This window comes from Streptomyces sp. NPDC005805 (assembly GCF_040630445.1).
Classification (GTDB): Bacteria; Actinomycetota; Actinomycetes; order Streptomycetales; family Streptomycetaceae; genus Streptomyces.
Genome location: NZ_JBEXXN010000030.1, coordinates 62,274 through 82,056 on the forward strand (window position 1 = coordinate 62,274; position 19,783 = coordinate 82,056).

A 19,783-nucleotide genomic window follows, 5' to 3' on the forward strand; every position below is an offset into this window, starting at 1 on the left:
GAGAGGAAACGAAGATGGCGAACATCATCGATCTCCAGGAGCTCGCGTCCGAGGACGAGACCCCCGCGCCGCCGGAGAAGAGCACTCTCTCCATCGCCTGCTGAACCAGGTGACCCAAACCTGGGCCGGACACCCGCGGAGTGTCCGGCCCAGGTGCGTTACGACCCTAGGCCACCGAGATCGTGACGTCGGCCACGCCCCACCAGCAGTTCGAGTCGGCCACCGACGTCTGCAGAGCCGCGGTGTTGTTGGACCGCCACGGGCCGTAGTAGATGGTGAAGGGGTTGTTCGCGCACTTCACCGCGGCTCTCCAGATGATGCCGTCCAGCTTGTTCTGACAGCTGAGGATGCCGTCCCCGCCGGACGCGCCCGTGGTACAGCGCAGCGTGGAGTAGTTGAACCCCCCTCCCGGGGCGACGGCGGACGCGGTGGGAGCGGAGACGAACAGGGTGCCGGCCACTGCGGCGCCAGTGGCCGTCACCGTAGCGAGCCGCCTGGTCCATCGGTTCATAACTGACCTCTCTCAGAAGGAAGTTGTCGGAGCGTCACCCACTCGGGTACGTCGAAGATGGAAGCACCGGAACGCGCCGGAGCGGTGAGTAAAGGGTGCTCAACTCGCGTCCCGTCGCCGTGCCGCGCACGGCCGGCACGGGCCGGGTCGCCGCGTGGGTGGGCTGCGCACCGCGACGATGGCGACATCGTCCTGGCCGTCCCCCCGGGGCATCCTGGGCCAGCGCCTGGCACAGCTCGTCGAGCGGGAGGTCGGCGTGGCGCGCCGCGGCGCGTCAAGTGGGTCAGACCCGTGTCCAGAGGGTGCTTGTGGTGCTCGACCAGGCCGTCGGTGAACAGCGGCAGCGTGCTCCCCGGCGGACAGGCGAGGGGGTGGTCCTGGTGCGTCGGCTGGGGGACGACGCTTCGCAGCGCAGCCTCGATCTCCTGCACGCGCTCCGCACCCGATACCATGGCCCACTCGGTGCGCAGTTCATTGAACGTTGAACAAGGCGGGCGAGGGTGGCGTTGCCGAGTGGAGTGAGTCGGACGAGTTGGACACCCCGAGGCGACGTCCGATGCCGCTCGCGGTCGCCCCGTGGGCGCCGATGGCCGGCATGGCGAAGCCGTGCGCGGGGCGCAGGTCGGGGTGCCCCTCCTCTGCAAGTTGGGCATGCAGGCGGTCAATGAGGGTGCGAAGGCCACCGAAGAGAAGCAGAGGCTGCTCGAAACCGGGCGCGAATCAAGCTCCTTGCCGCGATCGACAACCTGCCTCGTCTTTCCGTACCGATCCATCAAGGAGTAGTCATGGCCGCCGACCTGACCACCCTCACCGCCCACGCCGTCGCCCTGCTGCAAGAGTCCCCGTCAGGAGGTAACGAACGGCTGACACGGCCGTTCACGCTACTGCGTGCCGCACCCGTCCAGGTGCGGCACGCAGTAGCGTTCAGACAGAAGCCAGGGCCTCCTCCAGCATGAGGGCGCTCGACTGGGCTGCCGACGAGGCCGCCCTGCACGGCCGGCCCCTTCGTATCGTGCACGCCTCCGTATGGGGACGCTTCGAAGGCGCCACCCCTGCAGAAGATCTCCCTGAAGGCCGGACTGAAACCGCCGCACTTCAAGAGATCATCACCAACACCGAAACCCGGGCCCGCCGGCGCTGCCCCGAGGTCAGGGTCCACGCCGAAGTACTGCCGGGGGGACCCGTCGACGTCCTGGTACGCGCGGGAGGAGACGCCTTCGCGCTGGTCGTCGGCCATCGCGGACAGGATGTTCCTGTGCGCTGCCTGTTCGTCGGCTCCGTCGGGCCCGGTGTCGTAGAACGAGCGTGGTGGCCCGTCGTGGTCGTCGGGGGCTGTGTCCCAACATGCCTCTCGGCAGGTCGTGCTCGGTGTCGCGGAGGGAACTGACGGCGGCGCTGCCCACGTCGTCTTTGCTCGCGAGGGAGCGTGGGCGTGTGGTTGTGGCGTGGTTGGGGTTCATGTGCGGAGTTGACAGGGGGTGCGGTGGGCCTTGCTGGCTGTTGGTGCTTTGCTCTGCACCGGCTGTTGGTGCTCTGGGTCTGTGTGGCATTTCCGGAGGGGGCAGCCCTCGGAAATGGTGTCGCCGTGTACAGAGGAGTCGTGGACGGGCGTGCGTGTCATGTCGTGTCCCTTGCCGCGCACCGTGCCGGCCTCCTGCGGTCGTATCCACCGTCACCGCCTCATTCGTGGCGGTGACCGGGTCGGGGACAATGCCTTGCACGCCATCGTGTTCACCCGTATGCGTTTCGGCGTACGTATCCGTTCCTACGTCGCACGGCGCACGAAGGAAGGGCTGAAGTAGAAGGACATCATGTGCTGCCTCAAGCGGTTTGTCGCCCGGGAGGTCTACCGGGCACTGATCAGCACACCAACCGAACGAATCACTTGAACCGATCTGATTCCAGTGGCTTGACAGCCATGGGAGCGTCCCCGAGCGGGCCGGACCGTGGAAGGCCCGCCTGGTCACAGTGGGCAGGGACCGGCGAGCTCACCGCTGCGCTCGGTGACCTACTCCGCAGACTGCCGCCCTCGACCAGCATGAGCACGCCGGGCGCCGGCCATACCAGCTCTGCGGGCTGCGGCTTCAAGTTGGCGGAAGTTCAGTGGTCGAGCGTGATCTCGCGCCGGGGCAGGGTGCGGACGCGGTGGGAGAGGCCGGGGTGGTTCTTCTTGATGACGGCGATGTAGTGGGCTCCTCGTGAGCGCAGGTAGGCGCCGGGGTCGTGTTGGGTGTGCAGGGCGTCCGCTGTGATCGCGGCATGGGTGAGGTCGACCCCGTCCGGCAGGGGGGGGCGAGGGTCGGGATCTCGTTGATCTTGTCGGCGACCTGGCGCTGGGCGAGGATCTCTGCGTTGTGCGCCATCGCGGCCGGCAGCGGGATCGCCGCAGTGTTCCGGGTGCGTGAGCCACGGACAGTTTTGCCGTCCACGGCGTTCGGCCGCAGCGCCTGCGGCTCATCGCCTCCTCCCGGGCGGACTTGTGTGACCCGGCGTCATGGCCGCTGTCTCTCCCGGAGCCGTCCGGGGAGACGCCTTTGCGCTCGTGGGCTGCGGTGTACCGAGCGGGCGGTGATCTGCGGGCTCCTGGCGGGCGCCGGACTCGTCTCGCCCCGGGCGAACCGCTCGGCCGCGTTCAGCCGCAACTCCTTGCGGAAATCATGTTGTTGGGTGGGCCGCCCGTCGTCTTGTGGATACCGCAGGTCTTGGTAGCAGCGCACGGACGGTAAGTGCTCGGTCCATACGGTTCTTCGAGTGCAACCTCAGGATCGACGGCCGCTATCGGCGCGAAGAGTTGGCCCGGTTTTCGCAGACGCGGTCCTACCCGTAGTTGGTTCCCTCTTCTGCTGCTCAATTTTCCGGTGTTCGCAGTTGAGTATCTATTGCTGTGTTGTGCTGCTCTGCCCTATTGGACAGTGACAGGGTCGTTGACGGGCGCGAGGCTGCTGGCGAGAGATGCGTGGGCTTTTCTCTCCTCCGCCGGCCCCGTGACTGATCGATCCGGAAAGCGTTCGAGAGGGTGTGCTTCTGTTGAGAGCGAAGAAGAAGGCTTTTCCCCTTGTTGTGGGTGTTTCTGTCGTAGCGCTCGGAGTTCTCGGTGCCGGTGTGGGGAATGCGGAACCCGCGCCGCCGTCGGAGCAGGGTTCAGCGGTCGCCCCGGCGGCCAACCCGACACCGGGAACCGGAAACACGCCAGGAAATCCCCCCGGCACGACCACCCCCCCGGCCAAGCCCAAGCATGTCGTGGTGTCTTCGGAACTCACCAACTCGATAAACCTCAAGACTGTCAAGGCGACGTGCCCGGCTGGATACAAGGTTGCCGGCGGTGGCCACGAGTCCCTTCTCGTGGGCGACGGCTCGTTCAAGGATCTCGACGCCATCGTTAGGTCCAGCAAGCCTGTGGGGGACAACGGCTGGGAAGTGATCGCGACCACCACCTACAAGCCCAACTGGAAGTTGAAGACCTGGGCTGTCTGCCTGGGCTGATGAATCAGAGGCCATGCTGTGGCCTTGAGCCCGGCGGTTCGGCGGGGTGCGTTGTTCACTGCCGATCCGCCCGCTCAGCCCGGCTCTGTACGCGTCGAGCCAGTGAAGCCTTGGCCTTCTGGATATCCGGAGGGCCAGGGCTTCACCAAAGGACAGCGGTGGTCTCCGCTGACCGGGCCCTTCCCTCGTACGTCCTCGCCGAGGATCCGGGGAGCCGTCGCCCCGGATGGTGCGTCCTGCCCGCCCGGCCCGCGCCCGAAGCGGCAGGGCCGCGCGTAGGTCCTCGCCCGCCACCGCTCGGCACACGTTCTCGATCGTCATTTCGGCCGTATCCCCTTGGGCCCCGGTCCGAAATTCATAGACGAATGTGTCGAACACCTCGTGACGTCCCGTCATTGGTCGCCGCTTCGCTTTTCGGGCGAGGAGGAGCGGCTCGGACCGCGCCCGCCGAGTGTCAGTAACGGTTCACTCGGGACCGGCGACCTACCGGCCCGGGAGGAAATCTCCTGGTTCCGCCGTGGCGTATGCATTGTTGTGCATCACGCTTCGACGGAACTGCGGGATTCCCGGGGCAGGTTGGCAGGTCGAATGAGAGTACGGGATGCTCGGGCGGTCGGGATTTCGGAATCTCTATTCTGCGTCAGAGAGCGCGGTGCAGCCGCGCTACTTCCGTATTGGTCGCGACAGGAAGCAGGGAATCATGAGCAAGCCGTACCGCGGTCCCCTCCGTGTGCTGATCGCTCTGGCCATGGCGGCGGGAACGGTCGGGGCCGTGGCTCCCGGCGCAGCCGCCGCGGACTGCGCGGGGGTGCGCACCGTCACCTCCAGCGCGTGGAATGTGCGGGTGTGCGGGATGCCCGACATCGACCAGCTCCGGCCCGGACTCGTGCAGGGGGGCCAGAACTACTGCGGGCCCACCACCGTCGCCAACGCCCTCTACTACCTGGACCTGCGCGGCCACCCGTTCATGCTGCCGGGCGTGGTGGACCCGATGAAGAACGATCCGGGGAACTACGCCAAGGTCACCAACCAGATCAAGAGGATCTCGAACGAGATCGACCACGATCCGGAGGAGGGGATCGGCGTCCAGGGCATCACCAAGGGCCTGAACCGCATGATCCGCGACACCGGACACCTCGGCATGACCGCCCGCTACGAGAGCCTCGTCCTGCACCCGTTCGCCGGGCACCGCGTCGCCAGCCTGCTCGCGCGGCCCAAGGCGCAGAGCCATGTCATGATCGGCGCCGTCCTCAGGATGAAGGCGGGGAAGGTGCTCGGCCGGCACGCCGTCACCATCGTGGGCGCCCAGGGCACCCTCGGCGGCACCTCGCGGATCACCCTCAACGACCCCTACACGCTGGGCTTCGTCGGCACCGGCAAGCAGTCGCCCGAGATGAGCCTGAGCTACGACCTCGGGCAGTTCGTCGTCAACCGCGGGACCCTCATCAAGGGCTACGACGGCTACAACAAGGAGCAGATCTACCTCCAGGGCGTCGTCGTCATCGACTGACTGACCAGGCCCGGACACAGCTGCGGGGCCCGCATCCGGATGGATGCGGGCCCCACCCCGTCGAACAACCGGTCCAAGGTGAAGTTTCCCCTTGATGTTGGACACCTGGAGACTGGGGCGTGAGGTTTCAGAGGGGGCGGTTCGTGAGGTGGTGTCCGTTTCGAGCTGAGGTTGGAGCAGGGTCACTGGTGGAGGTTCCGTCGGCTGTTGGTTCCGGGCGAAGTCGCCGGTGCCGGCCTCGGTGAGGATGCCAAGTTTGACCAGGTGTTTCAGCTTGGCGGGGGTGTCTTCGACGTTCTTCGGCAGCAGTTCGTGGCAGAGGGCTTCACAGGTGTCCTTGGCCCGTAGGGGCCCGGTCGGGTGGTTGAAGGCGGCGAGGATGCGAGGGTGCTCCGACAGGTCCGACAGGTCCGACAGGTCCGGCAGGTCCGGCGGGTCCGGCGGGGACGCGGGGAGCCGATCGGCGAGGCCGGTGACGGTCTTGCGGGTGATCGCGAGGTGCTCCAGGTGCGTCTCGGCCTCCCGCAGCCGGGTCTGCAGGTCGTCGACCTGTGCGCGAAAGTCGTCGGCCAGGGCGTTGGCGGCGTCTTCCTGGAGGTCCGGGGCGTCGAGCAGGGGCTGGATGTTCACGCTCCTCCGGCGCCCTACAGACAGCCGGCATCCCCACGGGGTTGTACACCCGCGCATCACGATGGGGCGGGCATCAGACAACTCCCCGCCTCCCGCGAAGCGGAACACCCGCACCGGACGGACGCCACCGACCCGGACGGACGCCACCGACCCGGACGGACGCCACCGGCCGGCCGGCGACACCGGTGACATGCCGGTCCTTCCTCGCCGGCGCTGACGGGGGCTCCGCGGCGCGTCCGCCCCCCGGTCGCGGGACCGCGCGTCGGGCCGGTGGGCGGCGGACCAGGGCCCGGCCCCGGCCGGGTGGTTGCCACCCGCGGCTGACGGCGCTGCCGACGCGTGGGGGAGCGGGCCGGCACACCCCCGCCCCCCCCACACCCCGCCCCACCCGCTGCCGGGGTCGTGGATCCGCGGCACCACCCCCGGCGGTATGCGGCGATCGGGTTAAAGGAAGGGGTAAATGAAAGGGTAAGGGGGTGTTAGTGTCCTGGAGTTATGGGGACGAGCGAGGAAGAGTTGTTCGCGTCCGTGGACGCGCTGCTCGAAGAAGGACCGCAACTGCCGCTTCCCGCGGAGCGCGCCCGGCTCCGCGAAGCCGCCGGCATCACTCAGGCCCGTCTCGCGGCCGCGTTGAAGACCTCGACGCAGAGCGTCAAGAACTGGGAGAACGGCCGCTCCGAGCCCAAGGAGCCACGCCTGTCGGCCTATCAGCGGCTGTTGAACGGCTGGGCGGCTCAACACCCCGCAGCCCCCGCCCCGGCTGTCCCTGCCGCACCCCGGCCTGCTACCCCGGACCGGTCCACCGGCACGGCCGCCGCCTTTGCGCCCCGCCCCACCGAGGACGCTCCCGCCCCACCACGCCACACCACCGCGGACCCCGACACCCCCCCCGCCCGCGCCCCTGCTTTCCCGCCCGGCCGTCGCGTCGGGAACCGGCAGGCGGCAGCGGTGCCCCGGCGGCCGGCCCGGCAACGCGTCGTTCCCGACAACCCCGCCCCGCCCCCCGACCCGCGTTTCCCCCACGGCCCGCTGGCCGTCCTGGACGCCGACGGGACCGCGTACGGCACAGGCGGCATCGTGCTGGACTGCCCGGCCACCACCGTCCCCGAACTGGTGGAGTGGACGCTGCGCGAGTCCGGTCTCGGCGCGCCGAGACTGCACCGCCACGGCAAGGACGCCGACCCACTCATCGTCCTCACCGCCGCGGCCGCCGTGAAACTCGGCCTCCCGGAGCGCCTGGAAGGACACGAGCAGCGCCGCATGCTGCGCCTGCCGGAGGACCACCCCGTCGTCAAGCAGGTGACCGGGGCGAAGTGGCAGCTCACCCGGCGCGGGTTCGGCCCGTGGGCACGGATCTACCGCACCGCCCAGGGGCGTGAGCGCCAGTGCGTCCAACTCGCGATCCTGTCCTGGGACGCCCTCGACCCCCGCGCGTGGCCCGGCGTCGCCGAGATGGCGCCGGCCGACGTCGCCCGCGTCCTCGGGGTGTACGCCCAGCGGGTCATCACCCCCCGCGGCTCCACCGCCGTCTGCGGACTGGAGCTGATGACCGCCCTACGCCCGCCGACGCGCGCCGTGCGCGACGAGGCGACCGGGAACTGGATCCCCGGCCACAACTCCGGCTCCCTGGGCACCGAGCCGGTGGACCCCGCCCCGCCCGAGGCCACCCCCGAGCATCCGGTCGTCGTGAACAGCGGCTGGAGCGGCGGCTTCCTGAACGAAGAGGCCTACCAGTGGGTGCGGCCGGTGGAGACCCTCAGCGACGAGGAATGCCTCCTGCCCTACGCCATCGGCCTCGACCTGAACACCGCGTTCCTCGCCGCCGCGGCCCGCCTCACCGTCGGCCTGTCCGCCCCGGACCACTTCCACACCCCGGTGTTCAACCCGAAGATCCCCGGCTCCTGGCTGGTCGACCTGTCCCGCATCGACCTGGACCCGCGCCTGCCCTCCCCGTTCACCCCCGACGGCACCCGGCCGACGGGACCGGCCTGGTACCAGACACACACCGTCGCCTACGCCCAGGAACTCGGGCACGACGTCCACCCGATCGAGGCGTACCTGCGCCGCGAGACCGGCGCGTACCTGGACCCGTGGCACGACCGCCTCAAGACCGCCTACCTCGACACCCTCGCCGACCTCGGCGTCACCCGGGACCTGGACGACCGGGCCTTCCTCGCCGCGATGGAACGCCACCAGCAGGCCGACCCGGCCCTGGCCGCCGTCCTGTCCGCGATCAAGGCCACCGTCAAGGGCGGCGTCGGCAAGCTCCGCGAACGCCCGCAGGGACGCCACTACCGCCAAGGGGAGCGGTGGCCGGCACTCGAGCGCCCGACCTGGCGCCCCGACATCCGCGCCGCCGTCATCAGCAAGGCCCGCGTCAACATGCACCGCAAACTCACCAACACGGCCAAGATGACGGGCCGCTACCCCCTTGCCGTCCTCTCGGACTGCGTCGTCTACCCCTCGCCGGGCGACAGCCCGCTCGCCGTCCTGCCCTACGCCGCCTCCGGCAAACCCCAGCCCGGGGCCTTCCGCCTCGGCCCCACCCCGGGCCTGGCGAAACTGGAAGGCGTCCAGCCGATGCTGTGGGCGGTCGACCTCATGGAGCAGGGCCTCAACCCGGCCCGGCACATCAAGGGCGGCGACGCCGTCCTCGACGAAGGCGAGTAGAGCGTGGCCGGAGAGATCGACGACGCGCTCGAGCGCGCCGACCGGGAAGCGTTCACCAAACAACCGCCCAAAACCCTCAAAGGGCAGATCAACTACCTGATGAGGCAACTGAAGACGACCAAGGCGGTCGCAGCGGAACTCGGCGTCACCGCCGACTCCGTCAACCGCTACCGGCGCGGCGCCCGCACCCACCCACCCCGGCACATCCAGAACCGGATCGACACCGCCGTGCGCTCCCGGTGGCAGCCCCGCATCCGCGAACGCCGCCGGCACCAGGCGGCGAGCAGCGGCGGGATCACCATCGAGACCCGCGCCCGGTTCGGCTACCGCGCCCCGGCCGGCGCCACGGACGACGCACGGTTGCGGCGCCTGACCGTCCACCTTCCCGCGCACTACGCACAGCGCCTGTTCGACGCCCGCGAGCAGGGCGCGGACGACCAGCACCTGCGCCACATCGTCGCCCAAGGGCTGCAGGAGGTGTACTTCACCGACGGCGGACACCGCGCCGCCGGCCTCGAAGTGGACCTCAACGACATCGACTACATCGACGTCTCCTTCTAACACACCCCGGCCGTGCCACCGCACCGGCGAGCCCGCCGAGCGATCAGCAGATCCCCGCCCCGGCAACCCTCCTCGACGCCGTGGCGTCCCCTCCCTGACGGACGACTGCCGATCACGCGGGGAGAGCACGTGCCCAAGAACAACCACGGTACGGACACGGCAGGGGAGAAGGACCGCGAGAAGTGGATGGCGCGTTTCCAGGTACGACTGGCCATGCAGCCGGGCGTGGACCGGGCGGTCGTCCTCCAGGCGGTCAAGGAACTCACAGCACACTGCGCCGCTACGGGAGAGCACCCGCGCACGGCCTTCGGCGACCCGGACACCTGCGCCGAACAGGCCGCCGCCCGCCTGGTTCCCGCCGACCGGGCGGCCCGCACAAGGCGCCACAACACCGTGCTGGACACGCTCGACTCCGTGCTGCGGAAGGCCCGGGACGCCACCGGCCCGTGACCCCGGCACCCGCCCGGGCCCACCCCGGGCGGGTGCCCGGCCCCGCGCGCCGCGAGCCGCCGGGAACCCGGGGCACCGCCTCCTCCCGCTCCGCCGCCGCGAGCCGCCGCTCGCCGCAGGCCGGGCGGGTGTGCGGCTAGATCGGCAGGACGGCCTGCGCCTGCTGCCTGACCGTGGCCTTCTGCGCGGCGAGGAAGTCCTTGACAGCCGGCCGGCTCAACAGCAGAGTCACGGTCCGGGGCTTGGGCCGATGCCCGCCGGTGAGCTCGGTCAGGAAATCCGTGGTGACGATGCGCCGCGCCGGCGCATCGTGCACGTCGTCGAGAACCTGCCGCTCCAGCAGACGGGCCGCGGTCTCGTCCAGAGCATTCTCGATCGCCCGGTAGGCGGCGACGGCATCCTGCGCGATCGCCTGCTGAGCACGGGCGAGCGCCTGCCGGAGCATACGGTGGTGCAGCCAGTCGCCCTCCCCACCGGGTGCCGGGAACGCCTCCGCGGCAGCATCAACGCGCTCACCGGCACTGCTCGCCGAGATGATGGCGGGCATCTTCCGCAGCAGACCGGCGATCCGCTCCACCTCACGCGGATCCGGCTCGTCCGCCCGGAACGCCGGCTCGGGGCGCTCCTGGTCGATGTCCTCGCTCAGCACCTCCCAGCGCCCCCGCAGGTCGACAGCCCAGGACGCGGACACCTCCCACTCGTGCACCACCCCCTCCACCACGAACGCGAGCCGCACCGCTTCCACCTCACCGTCCCGGTGCCGTGCGGCCGCGAGCAGCGTGTCCGCCCGCTGCCGCAGGGCGGCTGGCACATCGCCGCGCCCCGCAAGCGCCGAACCGTCCCCGCTCTCCTCCCCGTCCGCGGTCAGCAGGACGAACTCCTCCGCATCGAGATGGTCGAGATCCCAGTACAGAACCCGGGCCCCGCAGGCCGCCGCCAGTTGGGCCATGCCCTCGGCGTCGTAGTCGCCCTCCCCGAGAACCGCGCGCAGAGCCGTGTCACCCCCCACCGACGCCGAGATCAGCTGCAGCCCGTGCCGCGCGGCCAGCCCGGGCAGCGCGTCGACGACCTTCCGCAGGTCGGAAACACCCATTGAAACAACCTCTAGCATGCCGTGATCACATCCCGGCGCCGACCGTAGCCCGTGCCGGCCGGGCCGGGAGCAGGTCGCGCAAACCCCCGTCGGCCGGCAGCAGTTCGAGGGATCATGAGTGCGCTGCAGGAACCCACCGAAACGATCCTTCACCTTCCGGCGCCGCTGCCCGGCCGGCGAGGAGCACGAACGATGCGCGCAGGGCGTGTGGATACGGTGGGCGAATGGACGCCGCGACAATGGGATGGACGGGGGCGGTGACGGCCGCCCTGATCGCCGCACTGGCCGCGACGCTCGGCCCTCTCGCCCTGCAGCGCACAAAGGAGCGCGCAGACAACAGGCAGAGGCTGCAGGACGCGACCACACGGCGGATCGACGCCGTCAACGACGTCAGCGTGAGCTGTCGTGCATGGCTCACCTACCTCGTCCGAGCCCTGGACGACGCACAGGCAGGACGAGCACCGGCGATCACCGACTTCGACGAGAAGACCGAGACACTCCGATCCGCCGCCGAGACCGCCCTCGCCCAAGCGGCACACGCCGGCTACGAGCTGTTCGACAGCGAACTCGCCTACGCACTGCGCTCCCTCGAATCCGCCGTACGAGACGCCGTGCTGAACCCGGCCGATGCGCCCTGGCCGCGACTCCGCGCCCAGGCGACCGGCTACCACACACCCAGGGCCGTGATCAGGACGCACATGCTCCGCGAAGTCACCCGTCTCGAGACCCCCACCGACCCCTGGCGGGCACGGTCTTCGATGCGCCCAGACTCCCCGGGAACCGGCATTGAACTCGGCTGCAAGCCCGACCGCACGGGTCTTCTCCAACGGACCCCAGGGCCTGCCCCCTGGCATCTGCCTCTGAACTGCGGGTATCCGGCGTGGGGTATGGGGCGGGGTATCCGGGCCACCGGGGTATCCCCCGTGGTTGCTGGAGATCGAGAAACGGCAGAAGGAGACTACCGAGCAGCTGCTGGCCACCTTCCGGGACGTGCTGACCGCGCTGCGCGGCAGCGGCGAAGCCGCTGCCGCCCTGGAGGCGTCGCTGGATGACCTGCCGGCGCTGAAGAACGCCCGGGCTGCGATTTGAGTCGGCGGGCGGGTTCGAGGCCCAGCTGGCGGAGCTGGAAGCCCTGGACGCCTACCGGGGCAGCAATTACACGGCGCTGGTAGAACGCTTCTTCAAGCCGGACCGGCCCACCATGTTCAAAATCGCCCGCCATCTGTCGTTCACCGCGACCTCGACCGACCGCAGCGTGCTGGACGCGCTGGACCACGTCCTCACCCACCAGCACCTCACCCGGCCTCTCGTGGCGGACACGCATCCCACCCGCAAGGACGAGAACGGCAAGCTGGTACCGCTGGACCTGTCGTTCGCGCCGAAGATGTGGCTGAAGACCGTCTACTCCCGTGAACAGCCGGGGATGCTGGTCCGCCGCCATTTCGAGGCAATGGTGTTCGCCTGCCTCGTGGAGGAGCTGCGCTGCGGTGACGTCGCCGTGATCGGCTCCGAGGACTACGGTGACTGGACCCGCATGCTCCTGCCCTGGGAGCAATGCGAGCCCAAACTCGCCGGTTTCTGCGAGCAGGCCGGCATCCCGGCCATCGCGAGCGAGTTCACCACCCGGCTGCGCGAGCAGCTCACCACGATCGCCGAACCGTGGACGCCGGACCAGCCGGTGGGGCCCAGGGGCGCCCGCCGCTGACGCGACGCCCGGATGTCCTGGTAGTGGTCATCAAGCTTTGGCAAGGTCCTGCTGCTTTCATATGTCCAGCAGCCATGAGGCCCGTTGTTCGTCGATGCCTCCACGCCATCCTGCGAGTGGCACCGTGATGTCCGAGCGTGGTGCGCCGCGTAGCCTGCGGGATGCGGTGTGGTTCTCGGCGGTGGGCACGAACCGGTCCCACATCGGCGGCAGGGCTGGGCTGGGAAGCACCCCCATCTCGGCAAGTCCGATGAGGATGCCGTACCGCTGATACTTGTCCGTCCCGGGCACGATCTTCGCCCGTGCAACCTCCTTCTCCAACTCGCTCGGTCTCATCCCCGCCGGCGCTGAGCGGATGAGACTGAGCAACGCGCGCATCCGCTCGCGGTCGTCTTCTTCCGGCCGAGGCAGCCCTTCTAGTGCGGCGGCTTCCAGGTCCGGCAGATAGTGTTCCGGCATCTCGTTCCACGCGCAGCCGAGTGCGAGACGCAGTAGCACTTCTGTGACATCGACCTCGGACACCGGCTTCAGACCGCAATCAGGGACACCGTCTTCGTCTCGCGGCGCCGTGCTGAGGAAGCGCGCCCATCCGTAGGAGATCACCGTCTGCCGCCCGCGCGGAGCGGACCGCAACCCGGCGACGAACGCCGGGAGCACCGTGTCCTCATTCAGTACCGCAGCCGCTGAGACGGCACGCTCGACGATCTCAGGCGCAGCCCACTGTTCGCGCTCGTGCACCGGCCACCCCTCGCGGTGAGCTGCTGCAACGTCTGCGGGATCGCCGGATGGCTCAGCTCCCTTGACCGTTCCGGCCCGAGTGAAGCGATACCCGTAGCAGCGCATCAACGGCCCCAGAGCCATTTCCCCGGGGACTCGTCGTGACGTGGCACTCATAAAGATCAAGTTTACTGAGCGTTTTCGGCGTTGCCTCTCCAGGGTGGGGACAGTTTTGGTGATGACGGTCATGCGGTTCGGGCTGATGCGGGATCTGCGGAAGATCTGCCAGGGCTTCAGCCGTGCCACGCCGCGTTCGACTGGTGCCCGGGCCGCGGCCAGGGCCCGGTTGACGGCGCGCTGGGTGAGGGTGAGCTCGCCGCTCGGTGGCCGTTTGAGTCCGGTGGTGACCCAGGGGCCGGCGCCTGGGTAGGCACGGTCGGCGAGGACAGGGACACCCTGGCGTTCGCAGATCCGGATCATCCGGTGGGTACGGGCCGCGGTGAGATCATGAGTGCGGCCCGGAAGGGCAGGCGAGATCCACAGCAGCTCACCGGCCGGATCGGTGAGGACCTGGACGTTCACGCCGTGCCGGCGGTGCTTGGCCGAGTAATCCGCCCGGCTGTCGCCGACGCGGTCGCACTCGGCGAGGGTCCCGTCCAGCAGGATGAAGTCCGGATGGTGCCCGCGTAGCGTCTTCAGCAGGCCAGGGGCCTGTTCGGCGAGCAGGCCGGTCACGGCGGTGACGTACGCGTGGACGGTGCCGCCGGATATCCCGAAGCCGGATGCGATCCGGGCAAGGGTGTCGTGGCGGCGCAGGTACACCAGAGCGACGAGCGCACGCTGATGCGCCGGGAGCTCGCAGCGGCGGTCACCCTCACGGGTGACGATGAGCATGGTGACCCACTCGACCAGGTCGTGAGGGAGGTCGAGTGCGGCAGGACAGGGAACCAACAGGGCTCCTGTGCCGGTGGGTTGAGACTTCGAACACCTCCCTCAACGGCACGGGAGCTCTGTGCGCTGCGGCCCCTGACCTCGACCTGACCGGCGTCACCCGATCAGTGGCCACGCTGAAAACGCTCAGTGCGTCGAAGAAGTCGGGGCCGTCCGGGCGGGTGGAGGCCGTGGTCAGGGGGCGGGCTGCGACGGCGCGGGGGGAGGGCGCGCCGGAGGTTGAGGTAGAGGCCATCGGTAACGAGGGCGTGAGCACCGTCGTGACGAACGCCGATCAAGGCGATGACAGCGAGGACGGGGCCGCGCCCGGGAAGGTATGTGGTCTGCATGCCGACCACGATCCCCGCCAGGTGAACTCCCCGGAAGAGCGCGGCAGGATACAGAATCAACAGGGCTGGTGTGCTGTCGAGTGGAGTCCTCGGACACCTCCTCCGGGCACGAGGAGCCCGTCCATTGCGCACCCGACCGCCCTCAAGTCCTGGCGGCTCCTTCGCAAGCTCCGATGCTCGACCACTCGGATCACCGGCCTCGTCCAAGCCGTGCTCACACTGCATTGGCCAGCTCAGACCGATGATGGAAAAGCCTCATCGTGTTATTGTGGGATCTTTTGGCTCGTGGCTCTGATGCGTGAGCTCCGCTGCGTAGCCGCGCGCCTTAACTCAGCACCGATTCCTGAGGACCGAGCACGTATGGGCTCCGTACAATCGGAAGCCTCACGAGCCCGAGGAGCAGGCATGTCCCGACGCCTGAACTTTGCCTATCTGACTCTGCGCAATCCGCATGACGACTTCCCTGACGTGGTGGAACTCCTGTCCCGACGCGGAGTGGGCACCTCTCTGGTCACATTCAGTGAGCCTTTTCCAACCTGGTTCTGGAGTACGACTGTTGGGCTGACAGACGGGTGAAGCCCCTGGTAGATGGGTTTTCGACCAAGAGAAACCGTCTCCGCCAGAGGCTTCACGTGCTTGTCTACCCGTCGGGTGTCGACGTGTCCAGTTCCGCCCCTCCGCTTCCTCACGCAGCAGCTGTTCCACCGGACGTTTCCAGCTCCGGACCATCGCCTCACCCCCGCGTTCTGCTACCAGCCGCCCGCCTGGGTCTCCGACGATCTACTTCCCGTCTCTTCGGAAGGGAGGGAACGTGAACCGACAGATCAAAGACAGGACTTCGGAGACAGCCCGCACTCTCGGTAATCCCCCGTGGTGGGATCCCTGACGGTCCTCGACGCCCCGCAGAGGCCCACTGGCCAAGATCCCTCGGGCGGGTCGGCCCGCGAGGAGCGTCACTCGGGCATTCTACAGAATGTCATTCAGCCACCGGCTCCACACTTGCCAGAAGGATCACCACCATGTCCAACGAATCGATCGCCCCCATCCGCCTGGAGACCACTCGCACCGAGACCTATGTCTCTGTGGGACAGAAGATTCCCGTCTCGCTCCACCCCGGCGGGCCGTTGGACCACAAGGTCTTCGTCAAGCTCAGCCTGCCTCTCGGTGTGCCGGCGTCCGGGGCGGTGCAAGTACTGTCGGGGCCCATGATGTGGAACCACCGCTACTGGGACTTCGAAGGACCCGAGGGGAGCGGTGACCGCTACAACTGGACCGCGCACGCCGCGGTGAGGGGTCATGCCACCGTGGCCATCGACCGCATCGGGATCGGGCGCAGCAGCCATCCGGCTTCCGAACTCGTCGATGCTTCTTCGAACGCACATGTGAACTACCAGGTGGTTATGGCTGCCAGGGAAGGCAGGTTGCTCGGTCCGGACGGTCCGGTGACCTTCCGCAAGACCGTGGTCGTCTCTCATTCATTCAGCACGGCTGTCACGGAGAAGCTGCTCACCGCCCATCCGGACGTCTGCGATCTGGCCGTCATGAGCGGGTTCACGCACAAGCCCCGTCTCGACAACTTCGCGACCCGCGTGCTCGCCAACCTAGAGGACGGGGAGGAAAGGCCGCAGGGATACCGCACGACCATCCCCTTGACCCGGCACATCATGTTCTACTGGCCCGCGCCGATCGACGGACCGGTCCTCGCGTACGACGAGGCAGTGTGCAAGTCGACACTGACGACCGCCGAATGGGACAGCCTCGCCGCGTTCCTTGAGGAGAAGGTGGACGTCCGCGTCCCGTTGCTCTTCGCCCTCGGGCAGCACGATGCCATGTTCGCTGCCAGCGGTGCCCCGAAGGGACCGTACGGATCCGAAACCAGCAGCGTAGCCGCGCTTCTCGCGGAGGAGCAGCCGAACCTGGGCGACGACATCCCCGAACTGACGGGCTTCATCCTCCCGGGCGGGGGCCACAACCTCAATCAAATGCCCAACGCGGTGTCGTGGTTCGATTTCGCTCAGGACTGGATCACCGAACGTCTGTGACCGGTACGGCAGCGCCGTAAGCCACGTCCCCCCGATCGTGTAAACCCGCCGTTCGGACGCTCGGCCGGAGAATTATCTCCAGCCGAGCGTCCGAACGTGAACGTGTGGCCCGGCTGAGTACCCGTCGCTCTGTCAGCCCAGCCAGAATTCGTCGACTCTCGACATGTCCAGGCGCACCCACCTTCGGCCAAAAGTGGGGCGTTTCTGCCTGAAGAGAGATCAACTCGCAATGTGCTCCAATTTTCTGATCGGGTGTCTTGCGCGGAGGCTTTTTCATCATGGGTTTGAGCTGGCCAAATGCAGTGTGGGCACGGCTTGGACGAGGCCGGTGATCCGGGTGGTCGAGCATCGGAGTTTGCGCAGGAGTCGCCAGTTCTTGAGGGTGGCCATGGCCTGCTCGACGAGGGCGCGGATCTTCGCGTGGGACCGGTTCACCGCCTGCTGACCGGTGGAAAGATTCTCCCGCCGCCCCCGGCAGGGGTGCGGACCGTGCCGTCGGCACCTCGGTAGCCTTTGTTGGCCCAGCATGGGATGTCGGCCTCGGCGAGGGCGTCGACGATGCCGTGTTCGCGGGCCGCGCGAACATCGTGGACGGCACCGGGCAGGGCCGGTGAAGCCCACAGCAGCCGGCCGAAGGGATCGGCGAGGACCTGCACGTTCATCCCGTGCCTTGTGTGCTTCCTCGAGTAGTAGGGCTGGTCCGCGGCGATCCGGTCGATCGGCAGCAAGGTCCCGTCCACCAGTACGAACGCCTTCGACGATGCGGCCCGGACCGCCTCCGCGAGAGCGGCCAGACTTCCTCCAGGAACGCAAAGCCCCGGCCCCGGGGCGAAAGGTCATCGCCGTCGACGGTAAGACGCTCCGCGGCTCACGCACCGCCGGCCGAGGGGCCACCGCTCTGATCGCCGCGATGACCCACAGCGGCCAGGTCCTGGCCCAACGCCAGATCGACGACAGGAGCAACGAGATCCCGGCCTTCGCCCCACTTCTCGACGGCATCGACCTGACTGGCGCGGTGATCATCGCGGGCGCCCTGCACACCCAGCACGACCACGCCACCTACCTGCACAAACGCGGCGCCCACTACCTGGCCGTGATCAAGCGTAACCACCCCGCTCTCCACGACAAGGTCCGACGCCTGCCCTGGCGTGACGTCCGCCTAGACCACTACGAACGAGGCCGGGGCCACCACCGCGACGAGGTCCGCCGTCTGAAAACGGCCGCGTTCGCCCACCTCGACTACCCTCACGCCCGCCAGGTCCTCCAAGTCGTCCGCTGGAGACAAGGACCTGGGAACAGGCAAGCCTTCGATCGAGCGGATCCACCTGGTCACGAGCCTGCCGCCCGGCGCGGCCGACGGCAGCGAACTCGCCGCCTGGATCCGTGGCCACTGGCGCATCGAGAACCAGCTTCACCACGTGCCGCGACCGCACCTTCCACGAGGACGCCTCGAAGATCCGCACACGTCACCTCCCCCGCGTCATGGCCGGCCTGCGCAACCTCGCTATCGGTGTTCACCGCCAGGACGGTCACGCGAACATCGCCGCAGCCCTCCGCCACACCGCCCGAGACCTCCTACGGCTCCTCACCACCCTCGGACTGGCATGACGAACCCGGACACAAGATCACTTCTCAAAGACCCTGGGCCGTGAGCACCGTCGTGACGAACGCCGATCAAGGCGATGACAGCGAGGACGGGGCCGCGCCCGGGAAGGTATGTGGTCTGCATGCCGACCACGATCCCCGCCAGGTGAACTCCCCGGAAGAGCGCGGCAGGATACAGAATCAACAGGGCTGGTGTGCTGTCGAGTTGAGTCCTCGGACACCTCCTCCGGGCACGAGGAGCCCGTCCATTGCGCACCCGACCGCCGTGGGGCCTGAGGAATACCCTCCGCCACCGCAGCTAGAGTTTTCCGCCGTTGATCCACTGGTTGAGATTTTTCGCATACGTGGTCCAGAAACCGTTGACAGCTCCCGTCTGAATAGACGTTGCCGCAGCGAGAGTCCACGGCCCCCAACCTTCAACCTTCATTTGATGTGTCCACATGGATCCACTAGAGAAAGTGAACCGAATATATCGGCCCGCACCCTCGGAGTGTCCGGGTAGTGACTTGAAGGTGAAACTTGTGGGGGTACGGTTCACAATGGCCACAGGGTTCGTCGTCCCGAGGAAATAGAGGTCACATGAATATGTAGGCGAGTGGACAGGAGGGAGGTCGTTGAATGGTGCACAGTTAGAGGGGAACGGGAACGTATCCTTGAAGTGCGCATCGGCACCATTCATGATCATTTGTGGCGTGTAGAAAGGGGAGAAACCTATCGTGTAGTTGTACTCATAGGACAGCGGGCTGTCCACGGGAACCATGCCCTGGGACTCCAGCTTTTCCTTGGCTGATGCGACTGGGGAAGTCGAGAATGCGATGCACAAAGAAGCGGCGGCTGCCGCGCATGCGCGAATGATTTTCCTCTTCATGCCCAACTCCTGTCATGTTCTCTGAAGACATCAGGATCGTAGTCAGGCAGAGGGGGTCACTCAATGAGTATCGCTACTCATTTCTGACAGGCAGTCAACTACCGCTTGGCAGAACCAACGTGGCCCGATCGCACCCACCTGCGAAGCCGCGTGTGGAGCGTGGCCCACGGCCCGTACCGCTCGGGCACGTCCCGCCAGGCGGTCCGGTGCGGGACTTCCGCACGATCCCGTTCAGGATCCTGCGGTCGTCCAGCCGCTTCCGCCCCCGCAGCCCACGGGTGGATGAGACGCCCCGAACCTTCCGGACAGTTAGCCTTTTCCAACCTGGTTCTAGAGTACGACTGTTGGGCTGACAGACGGGTGAAGCCCCTGGTAGATGGGTTTTCGACCAAGAGAACCGTCTCCGCCAGAGGCTTCACGTGCTTGTCTACCCGTCGGGTGTCGACGTGTCCAGTTCCGCCCCCTCCGCTTCCTCACGCAGCAGCTGCGGCGCCACCGCCACGCGATCGGCTCCAGCATGCAGTTCGGCACGAGCTTTCTGGCACGGGTGCGACCTGGGCCGACTTAGACCGTGTCCTATGTGGTGAGGCGTCGTTGATGTCGGTATGGGGCGGGGTACTTGGAGTTGGATTGTTCCGGACGGGCTGTGGGAGATCGC

Annotated in this window: 12 protein-coding genes and 4 pseudogenes; 11 read left to right on the forward strand and 5 right to left on the reverse strand. The window is 67.9% G+C overall.

Features of this window, described 5'->3' with window-relative positions; genetic code table 11:
• Positions 1-166 precede the first annotated feature (166 nt).
• Positions 167-481 (reverse strand): hypothetical protein, encoded by a 315-nt coding sequence (locus ABZ457_RS18305; RefSeq protein ID WP_359158603.1) that lies wholly within the window; start codon positions 479-481, stop codon positions 167-169.
• 982 nt (positions 482-1,463) lie between these two features.
• On the opposite strand from ABZ457_RS18305, the gene ABZ457_RS18310 reads away from it, so the two are divergent.
• From ABZ457_RS18310 to ABZ457_RS18335, 6 genes are all read left to right on the forward strand, one after another.
• The gene (locus ABZ457_RS18310; RefSeq protein ID WP_359158604.1) at positions 1,464-1,898 is read left to right on the forward strand and encodes a universal stress protein; all 435 of its coding nucleotides are present in this window, start codon (positions 1,464-1,466) and stop codon (positions 1,896-1,898) included.
• A 1,640-nt stretch (positions 1,899-3,538) separates the two neighbouring features.
• Positions 3,539-3,994, forward strand: a complete 456-nt coding sequence (locus ABZ457_RS18315) for a hypothetical protein (RefSeq protein WP_359158605.1) — start codon at positions 3,539-3,541, stop codon at positions 3,992-3,994.
• Positions 3,995-4,694: 700 nt separating this feature from the next.
• The gene (locus ABZ457_RS18320) at positions 4,695-5,504 is read left to right on the forward strand and encodes a hypothetical protein (RefSeq protein ID WP_359158606.1); all 810 of its coding nucleotides are present in this window, start codon (positions 4,695-4,697) and stop codon (positions 5,502-5,504) included.
• Between the two features lie 1,125 nt (positions 5,505-6,629).
• The gene (locus ABZ457_RS18325; RefSeq protein WP_359158607.1) at positions 6,630-8,804 is read left to right on the forward strand and encodes a helix-turn-helix transcriptional regulator; all 2,175 of its coding nucleotides are present in this window, start codon (positions 6,630-6,632) and stop codon (positions 8,802-8,804) included.
• A 3-nt stretch (positions 8,805-8,807) separates the two neighbouring features.
• Positions 8,808-9,365, forward strand: a complete 558-nt coding sequence (locus tag ABZ457_RS18330) for an XRE family transcriptional regulator (RefSeq protein WP_359158608.1) — start codon at positions 8,808-8,810, stop codon at positions 9,363-9,365.
• Between the two features lie 186 nt (positions 9,366-9,551).
• Positions 9,552-9,815: a hypothetical protein gene (locus ABZ457_RS18335; RefSeq protein ID WP_359158613.1), complete on the forward strand. Its 264-nt coding sequence runs from the start codon at positions 9,552-9,554 to the stop codon at positions 9,813-9,815.
• A gap of 136 nt (positions 9,816-9,951) precedes the next feature.
• Here the strand turns inward: ABZ457_RS18335 and ABZ457_RS18340 are convergent, their stop codons facing one another.
• Complete coding sequence (locus ABZ457_RS18340; protein WP_359158609.1) at positions 9,952-10,908, reverse strand: hypothetical protein; 957 nt, start codon at positions 10,906-10,908, stop codon at positions 9,952-9,954.
• 927 nt (positions 10,909-11,835) lie between these two features.
• Here ABZ457_RS18340 and ABZ457_RS18345 point away from each other — a divergent pair.
• Both ABZ457_RS18345 and ABZ457_RS18350 read left to right on the forward strand, forming a co-directional pair.
• On the forward strand, positions 11,836-11,997 hold the full coding sequence (locus ABZ457_RS18345; protein WP_359158610.1) for a hypothetical protein: 162 nt from the start codon (positions 11,836-11,838) through the stop codon (positions 11,995-11,997).
• A gap of 112 nt (positions 11,998-12,109) precedes the next feature.
• Positions 12,110-12,613: a hypothetical protein gene (locus ABZ457_RS18350; protein WP_359158611.1), complete on the forward strand. Its 504-nt coding sequence runs from the start codon at positions 12,110-12,112 to the stop codon at positions 12,611-12,613.
• 921 nt (positions 12,614-13,534) lie between these two features.
• On the opposite strand, the pseudogene ABZ457_RS18355 reads toward ABZ457_RS18350, so the two are convergent.
• Positions 13,535-14,281 (reverse strand): annotated as a pseudogene (locus ABZ457_RS18355) (transposase family protein); the annotation flags it as partial.
• 470 nt (positions 14,282-14,751) lie between these two features.
• On the opposite strand from ABZ457_RS18355, the pseudogene ABZ457_RS18360 reads away from it, so the two are divergent.
• Positions 14,752-14,835, forward strand: a pseudogene (locus tag ABZ457_RS18360) (IS5/IS1182 family transposase); the annotation flags it as partial.
• Positions 14,836-15,629: 794 nt separating this feature from the next.
• Positions 15,630-16,652: a hypothetical protein gene (locus ABZ457_RS18365; protein WP_359158612.1), complete on the forward strand. Its 1,023-nt coding sequence runs from the start codon at positions 15,630-15,632 to the stop codon at positions 16,650-16,652.
• 276 nt (positions 16,653-16,928) lie between these two features.
• On the opposite strand, the pseudogene ABZ457_RS18370 reads toward ABZ457_RS18365, so the two are convergent.
• Positions 16,929-17,437: pseudogene (locus ABZ457_RS18370) on the reverse strand (transposase family protein); the annotation flags it as partial.
• On the opposite strand from ABZ457_RS18370, the pseudogene ABZ457_RS18375 reads away from it, so the two are divergent.
• Positions 17,413-17,886, forward strand: a pseudogene (locus ABZ457_RS18375) (ISAs1 family transposase); the annotation flags it as partial. The pseudogenes ABZ457_RS18370 and ABZ457_RS18375 overlap by 25 nt on opposite strands.
• A gap of 669 nt (positions 17,887-18,555) precedes the next feature.
• Here the strand turns inward: ABZ457_RS18375 and ABZ457_RS18380 are convergent.
• Entirely contained in the window at positions 18,556-19,125 is a 570-nt protein-coding gene (locus tag ABZ457_RS18380) for a hypothetical protein (protein WP_359158614.1), read from the reverse strand.
• Positions 19,126-19,783: the final 658 nt, after the last annotated feature.